Genomic DNA, 15,188 nt, shown 5'->3' on the forward strand with positions numbered 1-15,188 from the left:
AACCACGGCGCGCATGCCGGCGAGGGTCGATCAGGCTTCACCCGGGAGCGCAACCATGACCACCCTCGTGTTCGTCCACGGCTGGAGCGCCACCAACACCTCGACCTACGGCCAGATGCCGCAGCAGCTGCAGCAGCAGGCGGCCGCGGCGGGCCTGGCGCTGACCCTGGCCGACATCTGGCTTTCCGAATACGTCAGCTTCGACGATGCCGTGACCATGGCCGACCTGGTGCGCGGCTTCGACCACGCCCTGCGCGATCTCCATCTGCTCGACGCCAGCTTCGCCTGCGTCACACATTCCACCGGCGGCCCGGTGGTGCGCGAATGGCTGCGCGCGCAACGCGACCAACCCGGCATCTGCAGCACGATCCGCCTCAGCCATCTGGTGATGCTGGCGCCCGCCAACTTCGGCTCCGCCCTGGCGCAACTGGGCAAGAGCGTGTTCGGCCGGTTGAAGTCGTGGTTCTCCGGGGTGGAGCCTGGCCAGCGCATCCTCGACTGGCTGGAGCTGGGCAGCGCCGCGTCGCTGTCGCTCAACCTGGATTACATCCACAGCGAGAGTCCGCTGGCGCGCGGACAATTCCTGTTCGTGCTGATCGGCGATCGCCCCGACCGTGCGCTGTACGATCATCTCAACAGCTATACCGGCGAGGACGGCTCCGATGGCGTGGTACGCATCGCGGCCGCCAACCTCAATGCGCGACACGCCGTGCTGTCGCCGCACGGCGCAACCGACAGCGACACGCTGGTGCTCAACCTCAGCCCTGGCCCGCGTTGTGCGTTCAAGCTGATCGCCGATGCGTCGCACTCCGGCGATGCGCACGGCATCATGGCGCAGGCGGCGCCCGCTACCGTGCAGGCGATCCTGCGCTGCCTGTCGATCCGCGATGCCGCCGGTTACACGACCCTGTGCGATGCATTCGATGCCGAAAACGCCGCACGCGACGCCAACAAGGTGGAACTGGAACCGGCCGGCCCGTTCGCGCCGCGCGTGCACATTCACGACCCGCGCAGCATGCTCATCGTGCGGCTCACCGACCAGGCCGGCGAACCGTTGACCGGTGCCGGCTTCCTGCTCACCGCCGGCGCCCAGGCCAGCGCCAACCTGATGCCCGCGGGGTTCATGCTCGATCGCCAGGCCAACTCGAAGCAGGCCGCCACCATTTCGCTGTTGCTCGACTACAGCCTGCTTGTCGGCGACGCCCGCGTAGCCGATCCCCGCAACAACCGCAACACGCTGCGTCCCGCCGTGGTCAGCCACGGCCCCTATGGCGCCAGCGTGCAACCGGTCGACCTGGGCGGCCTGGTTCACCACGCGCTGGCGGCCACCCGGACGGGCGACGACCTGCTCCCCATGTTCGGCGCCCACCAGACCACCGTGCTCGACGTGGTGCTGTCGCGCAAGATCCAGGAAGGCGTGTTCCGGCTGACCCAGAACCTGGTGCCGCAAGACTTCAGCCAGCCCGAGCCGGGGCCCGTGATCAGCTGAACAGTCGCCGGGTCGACAGCCTCACCCGGTGCGCCGACCCGATTAAGATGCGGGGCATCCCCGGGCGACTCCGTAAGTTCGCCATTCCCGACAGGCATGCAAAAGAAACCGATCTTCTTCGACCCCACCGGCCGGCGTGCCACCCATGTGTCGCGACTGGCACTGAGCGCCGGAGTGATCAGCACGCTGTTCGTGCTCGCCTGTGCGATCAGCCTGTTCGTGCGGCCGAACATGAGCGGCCTGCACATCGGCGAACAGGCCAAGACCCGGCATGCCCTGGCGAACGTGAAGGCTGCCGCCCCGGAGTTGCTCAAGTCCGCGGCAAGGCTGGCGGCAGAAGTGCGCGCACGGCAGAAACTGCTGCATGCACCGCATACGCATGCCAGCAAGCCGGCGGCGCTGCACATCCCGCCACCGTCGCTCGACAAGCCGGTGGGACGTCCGCTGGCGATCGGCTTCTACGTCAACTGGGACGACAACAGCTATCCGGCCCTGAAGCGTGCGCTACCGACCCTGGACTGGGTGATCCCGACCTGGATGAACATCAGCGGGCCGGACATGGCCCTGCATACCAGCGTCGACGCCAAGGCGCTGAACCTCATCCGCACGCAGAAACCTTCCACGCCGATCCTGCCGCTGCTGCAGAATGCCGTGGGCGGCAACTGGGATGGCAAGGGCCTGGCGCGCATGCTCGTCGATCCCGCGCAGCGCCAGGCGCGCATCGCGCAGATCGTCGCCTTCATCGCGGCGAACCGTTTCCAGGGCGTCACGATCGATTTCGAGGAAGTGCCCGAAGCGGCGCAGAAGGACCTCAAGGTATTCCTGTCCGAACTGAACGACGCGTTCGACCCGCATGGCTGGGGCATCGCGCTGTCGGTGCCGTTCGACGACCCGGGCTGGGACTACGCCGGCTATGCCGACATCGTCGACTTCGAATTGCTGATGGCCTACGACCAGCACTGGGCCGGCAAGGACCCGGGCAGCATCGCCGGCCAGGACTGGTTCGAGCGCACGCTGGCGCAGCGCATGAAGGTGCTCGACCCGGATCAGACCATCGTCGCCATCGGCAGCTATGGCTACGACTGGGCGAAGGGCCGCACGGCCGAGGCGCTGACCTTCCAGGACGCCATGGATCGCGCATCCGACGCCCAGGCGGAGATCGGCTTCGACCAGGATTCGCAGAACCCGCACTACTCCTACAGCGACGACGACGGCACCACGCACCAGGTCTGGTTCCTCGACGGCGTCACCGCGTACAACCAGATCCACGCCGCCGACGACTACAAGCCCTACGGCTATGCGCTGTGGCGTCTCGGCTCGGAGGATCCCTCGACATGGTCGGCACTCGGTCGCCCCTATGGCGCCGCCGCGCCCACGCAACTGCAGACCATCGGCCAGGGCGAGGACATCGACATCGAAGGCCAGGGCGAGGTGCTGGAGATCGCCGCCGAACCGTCGCCCGGCGCACGCACCGTCACGCTGGACAAGGACGACGGCAGCATCGACGACGAGACCTATGTCAGCCTGCCCAGCACCTACGTGATCAGGCGCGCCGGCACGCTGCCGCACAAGATCGCGCTGACCTTCGACGACGGCCCCGATCCGGAATGGACGCCGCAGATCCTCGACATCCTCAAGGCCAAACGGGTGCCGGCGACGTTCTTCATCATCGGCGCCAATGCGGAGATGTCGCCGAAGCTGGTCCAGCGCGAAGTCGACGAGGGCGACGACGTCGGCAACCACACCTTCACCCATCCCAACCTGGGCGAGAGCCCGCCCGGCATCGTGGCGCTGGAACTCAATGCCACCCAGCGCCTGTTCGAGGCACTCACCGGCCGTTCCATGCGGCTGTTCCGCGCGCCATATTTCGGCGATGCCGAACCGACCACCGCCGACGAACTGGTGCCGATCGAGCTGGCGCAGAAGATGGGCTACATCTCGGTCGGCCTGCACGTCGACGCGGAAGACTGGCAGCGCCCGGGTGTCGACGCCATCGTCAACAACGTGCTGAACGGCATCGACACCACCAATGTCGAGCGCAAGGGCCAGGTCGTGCTGCTGCACGACGGTGGCGGCGACCGCGAGCAGACCGTGGCCGCGCTGCCGCGCATCATCGACGGCTTGCGCGCGCGGGGCTACGACTTCGTCACCGTATCCACCCTGGCCGGGTTGACCCGCGAGCAGACCATGCCGGCGCTGCCGCCCGGCTCGCTGTCGCGCTGGGCGGATCGCTCGGTGTTCCTGGCCCTGGGCCTGTTCGGCCATGTCATTCGCTGGCTGCTGGTGGCCGCGATCACGCTGGGCGTCGGCCGGCTGCTGCTGCTCGGCGGCCTGGCGCTGCTCAATCGCCTGCGCGAACGCCGTCGCGCGGCGCCGGTGCTCGGCGACGAGCCGCCGCGGGTCTCGGTGCTGATTCCCGCCTACAACGAGGAGAAGGTGATCGCCAGCTCGATCCGCCAGATCCTCCGCAGCCGCTACGCGAACCTCGAGGTCATCGTGGTCGACGACGGTTCGGTCGACGCCACCTCGGCAGTGGTGCGCGAGCATTACGCCGATGAACCGCGCGTGCGCCTGCTGACCATTCCCAACGGCGGCAAGGCGCATGCGGTGAACACCGCGCTGCACGAATCGCATGGCACGGTGGTGGTGGCGCTGGACGCCGATACGCAGTTCGAGCCGGAGACGATTCCGCGACTGGTGCGCTGGTTCGTCGACCCAACCGTCGGTGCCGTCGCCGGCAATGCCAAGGTCGGCAACCGGATCAACCTGATCACCGTATGGCAGGCGCTGGAATACATCACCGCGCAGAACCTGGAGCGCCGCGCGCTGGCCGCGCTGGGTGCGATCACCGTGGTGCCCGGCGCGGTCGGCGCGTGGCGGCGCGAGGTGCTGGAGCAACTCGGTGGCTTTCCTGCCGACACGCTGGCCGAGGACCAGGATCTTACCCTGGCGGTGCAGAAGGCCGGTTACCACACCTTGTTCGACAGCGAGGCGATCGCCTGGACCGAAGCACCGGATACCGCTGGCGGCCTGGCCCGCCAGCGCTTCCGCTGGTCCTACGGCACCCTGCAGTGCCTGTGGAAACATCGCGATGCCACCTTCCGCCCGCGCTATCGCGCGCTGGGCATGGTCGCGTTGCCGCAGGTGTGGCTGTTCCAGATCCTGTTCTCGGTGGTCTCGCCGCTGATCGACCTGGTGCTGGTCTGGCAGCTCGTCGCCACCGGCCTGGACTACCTGCAGCACCGCGGCCAGTTCAACGACACCAACCTGATGAAGATGCTGATCTTCTACGCCGCCTTCATGGCCGTCGACCTCGGCGCCGCCGCCCTCGCCTTCGCGATGGAAAAGAAAGAACGCTGGAGCCTGATGTGGTGGCTCGTCCTGCAACGCTTCGGCTACCGCCAGCTGATGTACTACGTAGTGGTGCGCTCCGTATGGACGGCTATTCGCGGGCCATCGGTTGGCTGGGGACGGCAGGAGCGCAAGGCGACGGTGAACTCGGGGGGAAATCCAGAGCACTGAGGCTGGCCTCACGTGGACAGCACCTATCCGCAGGATTTATTGCGTCGTTTGAGGAACAGCCAGATCGGACCACGCTCGCGGCGCATCGCCTGCGTAACAGTTGCGCTGGAGCAAGCCGCTCAACAATTCAGCGGTGAGCATCTGAGCAACGCGGCTTTACAGGCTTGGCAGACAAAGGCGCCTAACGGCAGGTTAGTAATCACAGCCCGTGGAATTCATGCTTGGTGCCGGACCGCTGGCAAAGAATACGCGCGCATACATATCGTCAGCCCACCGCTCGGCTGCGAATCTATCTGCTGGACTTAACGTCGGCTTCAACGCCTTGACCTGTTGCTCAAGCGGCAAGAGCCCTGATGCATTTCGCGGCGTTCCTCGAAGCAGAAGACTGAGGACTTTCAAGTAGTCAGCGTGACTGATATGGGAAACCGGTCCTGTCTGACCTTCGACGCCTACGGTTGCGTAAACCGTTTGCAGCGCCAGCACCGTATTCCAGTTTCCGTTGTTTAGTGCCCGCCGGCCAAGCTCCATGGCTTCGGTATCGAATGCCTGTGCCTGCTCAGGATTCATCTTTGGCGGATCATAGAAACCACCCAAAAGACAAGCAGTCGCATCATCGTTTCCCAGTCGCGCCGCAGCCAATGCGATGCCGTAAATTTGTCCGTCAGAAAGGCCGGCTTTTGCATTTTCACAGAGCCGACTCGAGGTTTCTATCAACTCGATATTGGCATTCACAGTAGTCATTGTACGGGCACGAGTTGGTGGATCCATGGCTTCCAGAAGCTTTCGGTTTTCAGCTAGCCATGCTGCGTAGTCCATGCCCTTGAAAAAGTCCTTCATACGAATTGCCTTGAGGCAGCGCATCGACTCGGCAAAGAGCCTGTCGGCGGCAGTTCGATCGCCCGAGCTCGCCAGTTCCATGAGAGTCGCCTGGCTCACTTGCAGAGGTTGCCAGAGTGGTGGCGTTCTCGGGCCGGGACTGTTCACATACTCAGATTTTGACAAAACTGACGGCGTTGAAACCCCTCTCCGAGCAACGGTTACATCGCCGCTTGATCGAAAATAGATCAGAAGCATGATGACTAGAAAAATGGCAAGTATCAGTAGCCGGCGCAGCATGGATTCAATCGCTCTCCCGGCGAAGTTGTCTGTTGGAATACATCGATGGACCGTGCAAGCAATGACCAGCCAAAGCCCACATCAACAGCTCACTGCGAACCACGCACCCGCATCGTCAGCCCCTTCAGGAAATTGCGCAGCAGCTGGTCGCCGCAGAGCTTGAAGTTCTTGTGGTCGCTCTGGCGAAACAGCGCGCTGAGCTCGGGCTTGGAGATCGGGAAGCCGGCTGCCTCGAGGATCTCGTGCATGTCGACGTCCTTCAGCTCGAACGCCACGCGCAGCTTCTTCAGCACCACGTTGTTGGTGACGCGCTTCTCCGGCGGCCGCGGCGGGCGACTGTCGTCCTTGCCGCGGCGGTGGAACACCAGCCCGTCCAGGAACAGCGCCAGCGTCCTGTTGCTGCATTCCGCGTAGCCCGGCTCGCCATCCTTCTTCAGGAACGCCTGCACGTCTTCTTTCCCGATCGGAGCGCTTGCGTCCGCCAGATGGATGAGTTCGACCACCTTGCCGTCGCTCAGGTCGAGCATGTAGCGGATGGAGCGCAATACGTCGTTGTTGATCATGTCGTTCCGATGGGTGTCGCCCAGGAGCGCCATGCTACCGCGCCGCGCCCGCCTTGACCCCGTTTGCGTGCCTGCCGCGTTTCACCTTTCACCACGAGAGAGGAGAAGCGCCCCATGAAACTGAAAGCCCTGCTGCGCAGCCTGCTGCTGGCCTTGCTGGTGATCGTCACCGGCTGCAGCGTGTCCAAGCCTGCGACCGACACCGCTGTGCGCAAGAACGAAAGCGCATCCCCGCTGCCGCCCGTCGAACAGCCGCTGGCCAAACGGGCACCGGTCACGCTGGCGCAGGACAAGCGCGTGGGCAAGACTGACAACCTGGCCGAGCCGACCTTGCCAGCCGCATCGGGCCGGGTCGAACACCAGCCGGTGGCAGCACCCGCCCCGCCCGCACCACCGGCGGTGGCCGAGATCGCCGCGATGTCCTACAACGCGCAGAGTGCGAAGCGCATGGCCTACATGCCGATGCCGATCCTGCTTCGGCCGATGCCGGGCGACATCAACCGCGAGAACTACACCCATCGCGACAGCAACCCCGTGCAGCTGGTCAGCGAGCAACCAGTGTCCACCTTCAGCATCGACGTCGACACGGGTTCGTATACCAATGTACGGCGCATGTTGAACGAAGGTCGGCTGCCACCGGCCGACGCGGTGCGCGCGGAGGAATTCATCAACTATTTCGATTACGGCTACACGCCGCCGGCCGATCGCGAGCAACCTTTCAGCGTCACCACCGAACTCGCGCCGGCGCCATGGAACGCCAAACGCCAGCTGCTGCTGGTGGGTATCCAGGGCTATCGCGTGCCGAAAGCACAGATCCCGGCATCCAACCTGGTGTTCCTGATCGATACCTCCGGCTCGATGGACGAACCGGACAAGCTGCCCCTGCTCAAGGCCTCGCTGAAACAACTGGTGCGCGAGTTGCGCCATCAGGATCATGTGGCGATCGTCACCTACGCCGGTTACGCCGGCGTCGCCCTGCCCTCCACGGCCGGCGACCAGCACGCCACCATCGATGCGGCGATCGACGGCCTGGGTGCCGGCGGCTCCACCAATGGCGGCGCCGGCATCGAACTGGCTTACGCGCAGGCCGAGCAGGGCTTCATCCAGGGCGGCGTGAACCGGGTGATCCTGGCCACCGACGGCGACTTCAACGTCGGCACGGTCGACCAGGAAGCGCTGAAGACGATGGTCGAGGATCACCGCAAGAGCGGCGTGGCGTTGACCACGCTGGGCTTCGGCCAGGACAACTACAACGATGCCATGGCGGTGATGCTGGCCGACGCGGGCAACGGCAGCCACCACTACATCGACAGCCTGGCCGAAGGCCGTCGCGTGCTGGTCGACGAGATGTCCGCCACCCTGCTGACGATCGCGAAAGACGTGAAGATCCAGGTCGAGTTCAATCCGGCGCAGGTGCAGGAATACCGCCTGATCGGCTACGAGAAGCGCATGCTCAAGCGCGAGGATTTCAACAATGACAAGGTCGATGCCGGCGAGATCGGTGCCGGTGCCAACGTCACCGCGATCTACGAGATCACGCCGACCGGCTCGGAAGCGGCGCGCATCGACCCGCTGCGCTACGGCAGCCACGCCGAGCCGGCCAGGCGCGGCGACGAACTGGCCTTCCTGCGCCTGCGCTACAAGCTGCCGGGGCAGGCGCAAAGCAGGTTGATCGAACAGCCGATCGCCGCGCAAGCCGAAGCGCAGCCGAGCGAGCGCCTGCGCTACGCCGCTGCCGTGGCGGCGTTTGCCGACGCCCTGCGCGGCGGCAAGTACCTGGATGGCTTCGATTACGAACGGATCGCCCGGCTCGCCCATGGCGCACGCGGCAGCGACGTCGACGGTTATCGGGCCGGCTTCGTGCAACTGGTCAGGCTGGCCGAGGGCCTGGCCACACCGGGCCAGTCGACGCGCGACACCGCCGCCCGTTGAGCATTCCGGCCCCGTCGCGTGGATCGCAGCGATGACCGCAGCCAGCCTCCCCGCTGCCGTCTTCCCCTGCTGCGGCCACTCGACGGGGCCGGAACCGGTGCATGCCCGGACATCCGGACGACACGGTTTACCCGATCCACGACAATTTGGCTTACCCTCGCATCCCATGGATGCTGCGGTCGACCCCGATGCGATGCTGATGCTGGCCTACGCGCGCGGCGACCTGGCCGCGTTTGAGGCGTTGTACGCAAAACACCGTGGCATGCTGTATCGATTCCTGCTGCGCAGCCTGCGCGACCCGCATCGTACCGACGAGTTGTTCCAGGAAACCTGGAGCCGGGTGATCAGCGCCCGCGCGCGCTACCAGCCGCAGGCGAAATTCAGCACCTGGCTGCTGCAGATCGCGCACAATCTGATGATCGACGGATTGCGTCGGCAGCGACCGATGGCCGGCGGCGACGAAGCCGAGGTGGCATTGGCGCAAGTCGCCAGCCCGGACCGCGAGCAGCCCGATCACACGCTGTCCGAGTTCGAGCGTCGTCGCAACCTGCAGCGCGCGATCGAACAACTGCCGCGCGAACAACGCACCGTCGTGCTGCTGCGACTGGAACAGGAACTCAGCCTGGAGGAGATCGCCAGCGTGACCGGCACCGGCCGCGAAACGGTGAAATCGCGCCTGCGTTACGCCATGACCCGCTTACGTGAAGTGCTGTCCGAATGACCACGCCGCTGCCACCGACCGATCCGTCCACCAGGGACGACAAGCTGCCCGGCGAAGCCGAGCTGGCCGCGTTGTATCGTCAGTTGCCGCAGAGCGCGCCCAGCCCCGAACTGGACGCCGCCGTGCTGCGTGCTGCGGCGCAGGCACTGGAAGGCGCCGATGACGAGGCGCGGGTCGAACGGCGCAAGGGGCCGCGCGAGCCCGGCGACTGGGTTCATCCGAAGCCTGTTTCCGACAGCAACGTCGAGCAGCTCCGTTCGATCGAATCCGCCGCCCGCGCGCGGCGGCGCCGAACGCCATCCTGGCTGATCGCGCTGGGCAGCGCCGCCAGCCTGGTCCTGGTGGCCGGCCTCGCCTGGCATATGCGCGGATCGAGCCCGCCCCAGTCGGCGCCGGTCGCGCATGAAGAGGCAACGGCCGCCCGCACCCCGGCAGCGGCGGACCAAGCCAGCCCCGCGGTGGTACCGCTGGCCGCGCCGCTGACGCCCACCGTTTTGCCCGAGCCTGTTGCGCGGTCGGCGCCGCCATCCGCCGATCGGCAGATCGTCATGCAAGTTTCTGCCGCGAAGAAACTGAAGCAGAACGACGCGCTGCAGTTCGCCCGACGCAAGGCTGCCGCCAGGTCGGTGGTTGCGCCACCACCGGTCGCCGAGCTCGCCGCAGCCGCTCCATCGACGCCACCACCCCCGCCTGCGCCGCCCGCGCCGCCTCAGGAAGTTTCCGCCAACGCCGTGAGCGGCATGGTCGATCGGGCAGCCGCCGCGCCGAGCGCCGCGAAACTCATGCCGGCCTCGGCGCCCGTGGCAACGAACGAAGCCGCCCGCGACAACGGCACCGCGCAACAACCGGGCGATACGCCGGCACAGGAGCTGGAGAAGATCCGGCGATTGTTCGACCAGGGTCAGCGCGATCAGGCACTGCCGCGGCTGCGCGCGTTCCGGCAGGCGCATCCGCAATGGCCGCTGCCGCCCGCGCTGCAGGCCCAGCTGCAGGAACCATGAGCGACACGCTGTCCACCCTGGTCCAGCGCTGCCGCCATCAGCAGGAAATCCGGAAAAGCCGCTTCCTCGCCATCGCCGCCCCGGTCAGTTCGGCGGAACAGGCGCTGGCCTTTTTGCGCGAAGTCGCCGACCCCGCCGCCACGCACAACTGCTGGGCCTGGCGTATCGGCGACGGCTACCGCTTCAACGACGACGGCGAACCGGGCGGCACTGCCGGGCGACCCATCCTGCAGGCGATCGACGGCCAGCAGATGGATGGCGTGGCGGTGGTGGTGACGCGCTGGTATGGCGGCATCAAGCTCGGCGCCGGCGGCCTGGTGCGCGCGTATGGCGGCACCACGGCCGAGTGCCTGCGCCAAGCCGAGCGCGTTGCCCTCGTCGCGATGACGCGCCTGGAGGTGCGCTGCGAATTTGCCGAGCTGGCCCTGCTCAAGGCGCGCCTCAAGGAGCTGCAGGGCGAAATCGAACAAGAGCACTTCGCGGCCGATGGCGTCGAGCTGCAACTGCGCCTGCCGCGCGATCGCGTGGACGAAGCGATCCAGCTGGTCGGCGACATCAGCCGTGGCCGCAGCGTGGCAAGACCGATGGACTGACCGCTCGATCGCCTCGGCAAGGATTGAATCGGCCCATGCACGCCCCACCTTGGATGGCATTGCCCGCGTCCGCGCTTCCGTGCGCCCATCCGATCGATCCCGCGAGAATCCATGAGCGCCGCCAGCCCCGACAAACCCCGCTCTTCCCGTCGCATCGGCGCGCTGCGCGGACTGTGGCCATTCCTGAAACCGCATCGCGCGCTGGCGTTCGGGTGGCTGCTGTTCCTCGGCCTCTCGTCGGGCGCCTCGCTGGTACTGCCGCTGGCGTTCCGTCATATCATCGACAAGGGCTTCGGCCATTCCAGCCAGGCGGTGATCAACGAGACCTTCATCGCCCTGTTCGGCGTCGCGCTGGTGCTCGCCGTCGCCACCGCCGCGCGCTACTTCTGCATCACCCTGCTCAGCGAACGCGCGCTGGCCTCGCTGCGGCAGACGCTGTACGCGCAGGTGATCCGGCTCGACGTCGGTTTCTTCGAGCGCAGCCGCGTCGGCGAACTGCTGTCGCGGCTCAGCGCCGACACCGAAGTGGTGCAGGCGCTGATCGGCTCCGGCGTGTCGGTGGCGCTGCGCAGCGCGGTGATGCTGATCGGCGCCAGCGCCATGATGATCTGGACCGCGCCGTCGCTGGCCGGACTCACCGCGCTGGTGATCCCGGCGGTGATGCTGCCGATCCTGGTGTTCGGCCGCCGCGTGCAGAAACTCTCGCGCGCCAGCCAGGACCGCCTCGCCGATGCTGCGGCGATCGCCAACGAAACATTGAACGCCTCCACCGCGGTGAAGGCCTACGCCCGCGAAAACATCGAAAGCACCCGCTACAGCAACGCGATCCTGCGCGCGCTGGCCACCGCGCGCCGGCGCATCGGCATGCGCGCCCTGCTGACCATGGCGGTGATCGTGCTGGTGTTCGGCGCGATCACCCTGGTGCTGTGGGCCGGTGCGCGCCACGTGCTGGCCGGCACACTGGACCCCGGCGTGCTGGGCCAGTTCGTGCTGTACGCGGTATTCGCCGCCGGCTCGGTCGCCGGCCTGTCGGAAGTGTGGGGCGACGTGCTGCGAGCAGCCGGTGCGATGGAACGCCTGGGCGAACTGCTCGACGAGCGCCCGGAAATCGTCGAACCGGCACAGCCGCTGGCGCTGCCGCGCCCGGTCAGCGGCGCGCTGCATTTCGACCGGGTGAGCTTCCACTACCCGACCCGACCCGACACCGCCGCCCTGCACGACTTCACCCTGGACGTGCGCCCCGGCGAAACCGTCGCCCTGGTCGGCCCGTCCGGCGCCGGCAAGAGCACGGTGTTCTCGCTGCTGCTGCGCTTCTACGATCCACAGAGCGGCACCATCAGCATCGACGACATCGACCTGCGCGCGGTGACCCTGGCCGACCTGCGCAGCGCGATCGCGCTGGTGCCGCAGGAAACCGTGATCTTCAGCGGCAGCGCCGCCGACAACATCCGCTTCGGCCGCGAAGGCGCCAGCGACGAGGAAGTGCGTGTAGCGGCCCGCGCCGCCGAAGCGCACGACTTCATCAGCGCGCTCAACGACGGTTACCGGGCCGAAATGGGCGAGCGCGGCGTGCGCCTCTCCGGCGGCCAGCGCCAGCGCATCGCGATCGCCCGCGCGATCCTGCGCGACGCCCCGCTGCTGCTGCTCGACGAAGCCACCTCGTCACTCGATGCGCAATCCGAAGCGGCCATCCAGCAGGCATTGGAGCGGCTGGAGAAAGGCCGCACCACCCTCGTCATCGCCCACCGCCTGGCCACCGTGCAACGCGCCGACCGCATCGTGGTTCTGGATGGTGGCCGCATCGTGGCGCAAGGCACGCATGAGAGTCTGCTGGCCGAAGGTGGCTTGTATGCAGAGCTGGCGCGGTTGCAGTTTGTGGCGTGAGGGCCTGCTGCGGCTGTTCGTTTTCCCCGCCGCTCATTTGGTCAACGCACGGCCATCGAAAATGCGCGCTGAAGACTCGTCGCGCCGCATCAGCTTGAAACTGCGCGGTGGCGATCGAACGTCGGGGAGGCCTGCCACGTTGCCAACCCCTGCTCGCCGCGCCGGCTCGCGAACGCATTGCATTGAGCCTATCCTGGCGTATAACATACGTTATAACATGCTCCGGAGGCCACCATGAAGCTGAAAATCACCACCATCGGCAACTCCGCCGGCGTCATCCTGCCGCGCGAACTGCTGGCGCGCCTGCGCCTGGAAAAAGGCGACGAACTGTTCGCGCTGGAAACCCCCGACGGCATCCGGCTCACGACCTACGACCCGACCCTGGCCAAGCAGATGGAAGTGGCCGAGGCAGTCATGCGCAAGCGGCGTGCCCTGCTGCGCAAACTGGCACAGTAGAGGGCAGCCATGATTGCCTGGATCGAGAAACAACTGGCCATCGCCATCCACGAACGCCAGCTGGCCGAGCACGGCGGCGGCAGCGGCGTGCGTGACGAAAGCCTGCTGGATTCAGCGCTGGCCCGCCCGCAACAGCTGCACGCCTACGGCGATCCGCCGCCCGATCTTGCCGACCTCGCCGCCAGCCTCGCCTTCGGCCTGGCACGCAACCACCCCTTCGTCGACGGCAACAAGCGCACGGCAGCCGTGGCATGCGAAGCCTTCATCATGCTCAACGGCGGCACACTCAACGCCGACGACCCCGAACTGTATCTGCGGTATCTCGCCCTAGCCGAAGGCAGCCTGTCCGAAGCCGAGTTCGCCGACTGGCTGCGCCAGCACATCAGCCTGGACAGCAGCAAGCGGGTGAACGAGCCGCGCGCACGCTACCGGCGCTGAAGCCGTGCACGGCGATGCTTCCGCTCATTCCCGGGACCGCCAATGACAACGTGCCGGAAATTGTCCCCGGCACCTTTCCCGACAACCCGCAACCGTTGTTCGCCTCACCGGCGGGTGAACCGGGCGGCGCCGTGCGCTCCCGGGGGACGGACCCGCCGCGGACTGCGGGTCGCCCTGCCTTCATCGGCTACGGCGCATGGCGCCAGCCGTCAAGGTCGAATCGCAATACCTGGCCCATGCCGGGCGGCAAGCCGAACCCGCCATTGGAGACATACAGCGCGCCGTCCGGCCCGAAGGTCATGGCGGTGGGCAGCACGAGGCCGCTGATGATGGTCTTGCGCGCGCCCGACGATTCGATGCGCACCACGTCGCCTGTGCCCGGCGTCGGGAACAAGTTGCCCTGGCCGGTGGTGTTCTCCAGCACATACATCCGCCCCCACTTGTCGAAGGCGATGCCGACCACCGTGGTCAACTGCCCTGCCACCTGCCAGAGTTGCCTGTTCCATGTGAGCTGGAGCACCTTGGACGACCCGGACACGATCGGGAATGTGTTGAGATTGCCGATAAAAAACTGCCCGTGATGCGCCAGTGCGGTCGGCACGATGTGTCCCTCCAGGGCCGAGATATCCACGATGCGTCGGATCTCGCCGTAGGGCGTGATCTTCACCATTTCGCCATGATTGGGCTCCACCGCGTAGAGATTGCCTCGCACCGCCACCATGGAATACCAGGTGCCGTCCGGCTCGAAATCGCCCGCATTGGGATTCTGCACGGGGTGGTGCATTTGGTATTCGCTGAGGTTGGCGATCCAGTGGATCGAGCCGTCATGGCCGATCCGCGCCACGCCGTTGAACGTGCCGGCAACGCCGTGGGAACAGCCGGCTCCAGCGGTAATTGCGTACAAGGTATCGTCGATGAAGGCGACATCGGCCACACCGCTGATCAGCGAACCTTGCTGCGCGTTGGTCTGGCTGGACGGGAACTTGTCGGTGACGGTGATGCGGTGGCCGTGATGGTCGATCCGCGAGATCCGCCCGCCCGTGCGGCTGCCCGTGTACGGGCCGACATTCGGCACCTGTGCGCATTGCATCGGCGTGGTCGAGAGGGTGCCGCCGCCGCCACCTTCAGCGACGTACAAGTCACCGTCGGGGCCAAATTTCAAGCCACGCGGGTCATCGAGGCCGGTGGCGTAGATCGACATCTTGACCGGATAGCCGGTATGGGTCTGCACCAGACTGGCGATATCGTTCGCATTGGGCGGCGCCGTCTGCGCAGCGGCGGCAATGGTCGGCGATACCGCAAGGTTGAGGCCAAGCGCCAAGGCACTGGCGAGGAGAAGCTTGTGAGCAATCATGGGAAATCCCCTCCAGGGAGAATGCGGCAGATCGGGCGGTGCCGCGTCGCCTCGCAGTAACAAACCGCCCGACAACGTCGAGGACGATCCGACCGCCAGTCCGCAGCGGCTCGCGTAGG

12 protein-coding genes are annotated in these 15,188 nt (G+C 66.4%); 9 read left to right on the top strand and 3 right to left on the bottom strand.

Going from position 1 to position 15,188, the window contains the following annotated elements; genetic code table 11:
- Window positions 1-55 precede the first annotated feature (55 nt).
- Complete coding sequence (locus tag B0E47_RS08555) at window positions 56-1,489, top strand: phospholipase (protein ID WP_077513662.1); 1,434 nt, start codon at window positions 56-58, stop codon at window positions 1,487-1,489.
- Between the two features lie 96 nt (window positions 1,490-1,585).
- The gene (locus B0E47_RS08560) at window positions 1,586-5,011 is read left to right on the top strand and encodes a glycosyltransferase (RefSeq protein ID WP_077513664.1); all 3,426 of its coding nucleotides are present in this window, start codon (window positions 1,586-1,588) and stop codon (window positions 5,009-5,011) included.
- 192 nt (window positions 5,012-5,203) lie between these two features.
- Here B0E47_RS08560 and B0E47_RS16800 read toward each other — a convergent pair whose 3' ends face one another.
- Complete coding sequence (locus B0E47_RS16800; RefSeq protein WP_139351396.1) at window positions 5,204-5,929, bottom strand: hypothetical protein; 726 nt, start codon at window positions 5,927-5,929, stop codon at window positions 5,204-5,206.
- Between the two features lie 287 nt (window positions 5,930-6,216).
- Window positions 6,217-6,690: a DUF1456 family protein gene (locus tag B0E47_RS08565; RefSeq protein ID WP_077513783.1), complete on the bottom strand. Its 474-nt coding sequence runs from the start codon at window positions 6,688-6,690 to the stop codon at window positions 6,217-6,219.
- Window positions 6,691-6,804: 114 nt separating this feature from the next.
- Between B0E47_RS08565 and B0E47_RS08570 the strand changes: the two genes are divergently transcribed.
- The 7 genes from B0E47_RS08570 (at window position 6,805) to B0E47_RS08600 (ending at window position 13,715) form a co-directional block, all read left to right on the top strand.
- The gene (locus B0E47_RS08570) at window positions 6,805-8,622 is read left to right on the top strand and encodes a VWA domain-containing protein (RefSeq protein WP_077513666.1); all 1,818 of its coding nucleotides are present in this window, start codon (window positions 6,805-6,807) and stop codon (window positions 8,620-8,622) included.
- A 166-nt stretch (window positions 8,623-8,788) separates the two neighbouring features.
- A complete protein-coding gene (locus B0E47_RS08575; RefSeq protein WP_077513668.1) occupies window positions 8,789-9,343 on the top strand; it encodes an RNA polymerase sigma factor in 555 nt (184 codons plus the stop codon).
- Window positions 9,340-10,344, top strand: coding sequence for a hypothetical protein (locus B0E47_RS08580; protein WP_077513670.1), 1,005 nt, complete (start codon window positions 9,340-9,342; stop codon window positions 10,342-10,344). The genes B0E47_RS08575 and B0E47_RS08580 overlap by 4 nt, the downstream gene beginning before the upstream one ends.
- Window positions 10,341-10,937 carry a YigZ family protein gene (locus B0E47_RS08585; RefSeq protein ID WP_077513671.1) on the top strand — a complete coding sequence of 199 codons (597 nt, stop codon included), beginning with the start codon at window positions 10,341-10,343 and terminating at the stop codon, window positions 10,935-10,937. Before B0E47_RS08580 ends, B0E47_RS08585 begins: the two co-directional genes overlap by 4 nt.
- A gap of 111 nt (window positions 10,938-11,048) precedes the next feature.
- Window positions 11,049-12,821 carry an ABC transporter transmembrane domain-containing protein gene (locus tag B0E47_RS08590; protein WP_077513673.1) on the top strand — a complete coding sequence of 591 codons (1,773 nt, stop codon included), beginning with the start codon at window positions 11,049-11,051 and terminating at the stop codon, window positions 12,819-12,821.
- A 234-nt stretch (window positions 12,822-13,055) separates the two neighbouring features.
- A complete protein-coding gene (locus B0E47_RS08595; RefSeq protein ID WP_077513675.1) occupies window positions 13,056-13,277 on the top strand; it encodes an AbrB/MazE/SpoVT family DNA-binding domain-containing protein in 222 nt (73 codons plus the stop codon).
- A gap of 9 nt (window positions 13,278-13,286) precedes the next feature.
- On the top strand, window positions 13,287-13,715 hold the full coding sequence (locus tag B0E47_RS08600) for a type II toxin-antitoxin system death-on-curing family toxin (RefSeq protein WP_077513677.1): 429 nt from the start codon (window positions 13,287-13,289) through the stop codon (window positions 13,713-13,715).
- A 187-nt stretch (window positions 13,716-13,902) separates the two neighbouring features.
- Here B0E47_RS08600 and B0E47_RS08605 read toward each other — a convergent pair whose 3' ends face one another.
- Window positions 13,903-15,144, bottom strand: a complete 1,242-nt coding sequence (locus B0E47_RS08605) for a ScyD/ScyE family protein (RefSeq protein ID WP_139351397.1) — start codon at window positions 15,142-15,144, stop codon at window positions 13,903-13,905.
- Window positions 15,145-15,188 lie beyond the last annotated feature (44 nt).

The organism is Rhodanobacter sp. B05, assembly GCF_002001085.1.
Lineage (GTDB): Bacteria > Pseudomonadota > Gammaproteobacteria > Xanthomonadales > Rhodanobacteraceae > Rhodanobacter.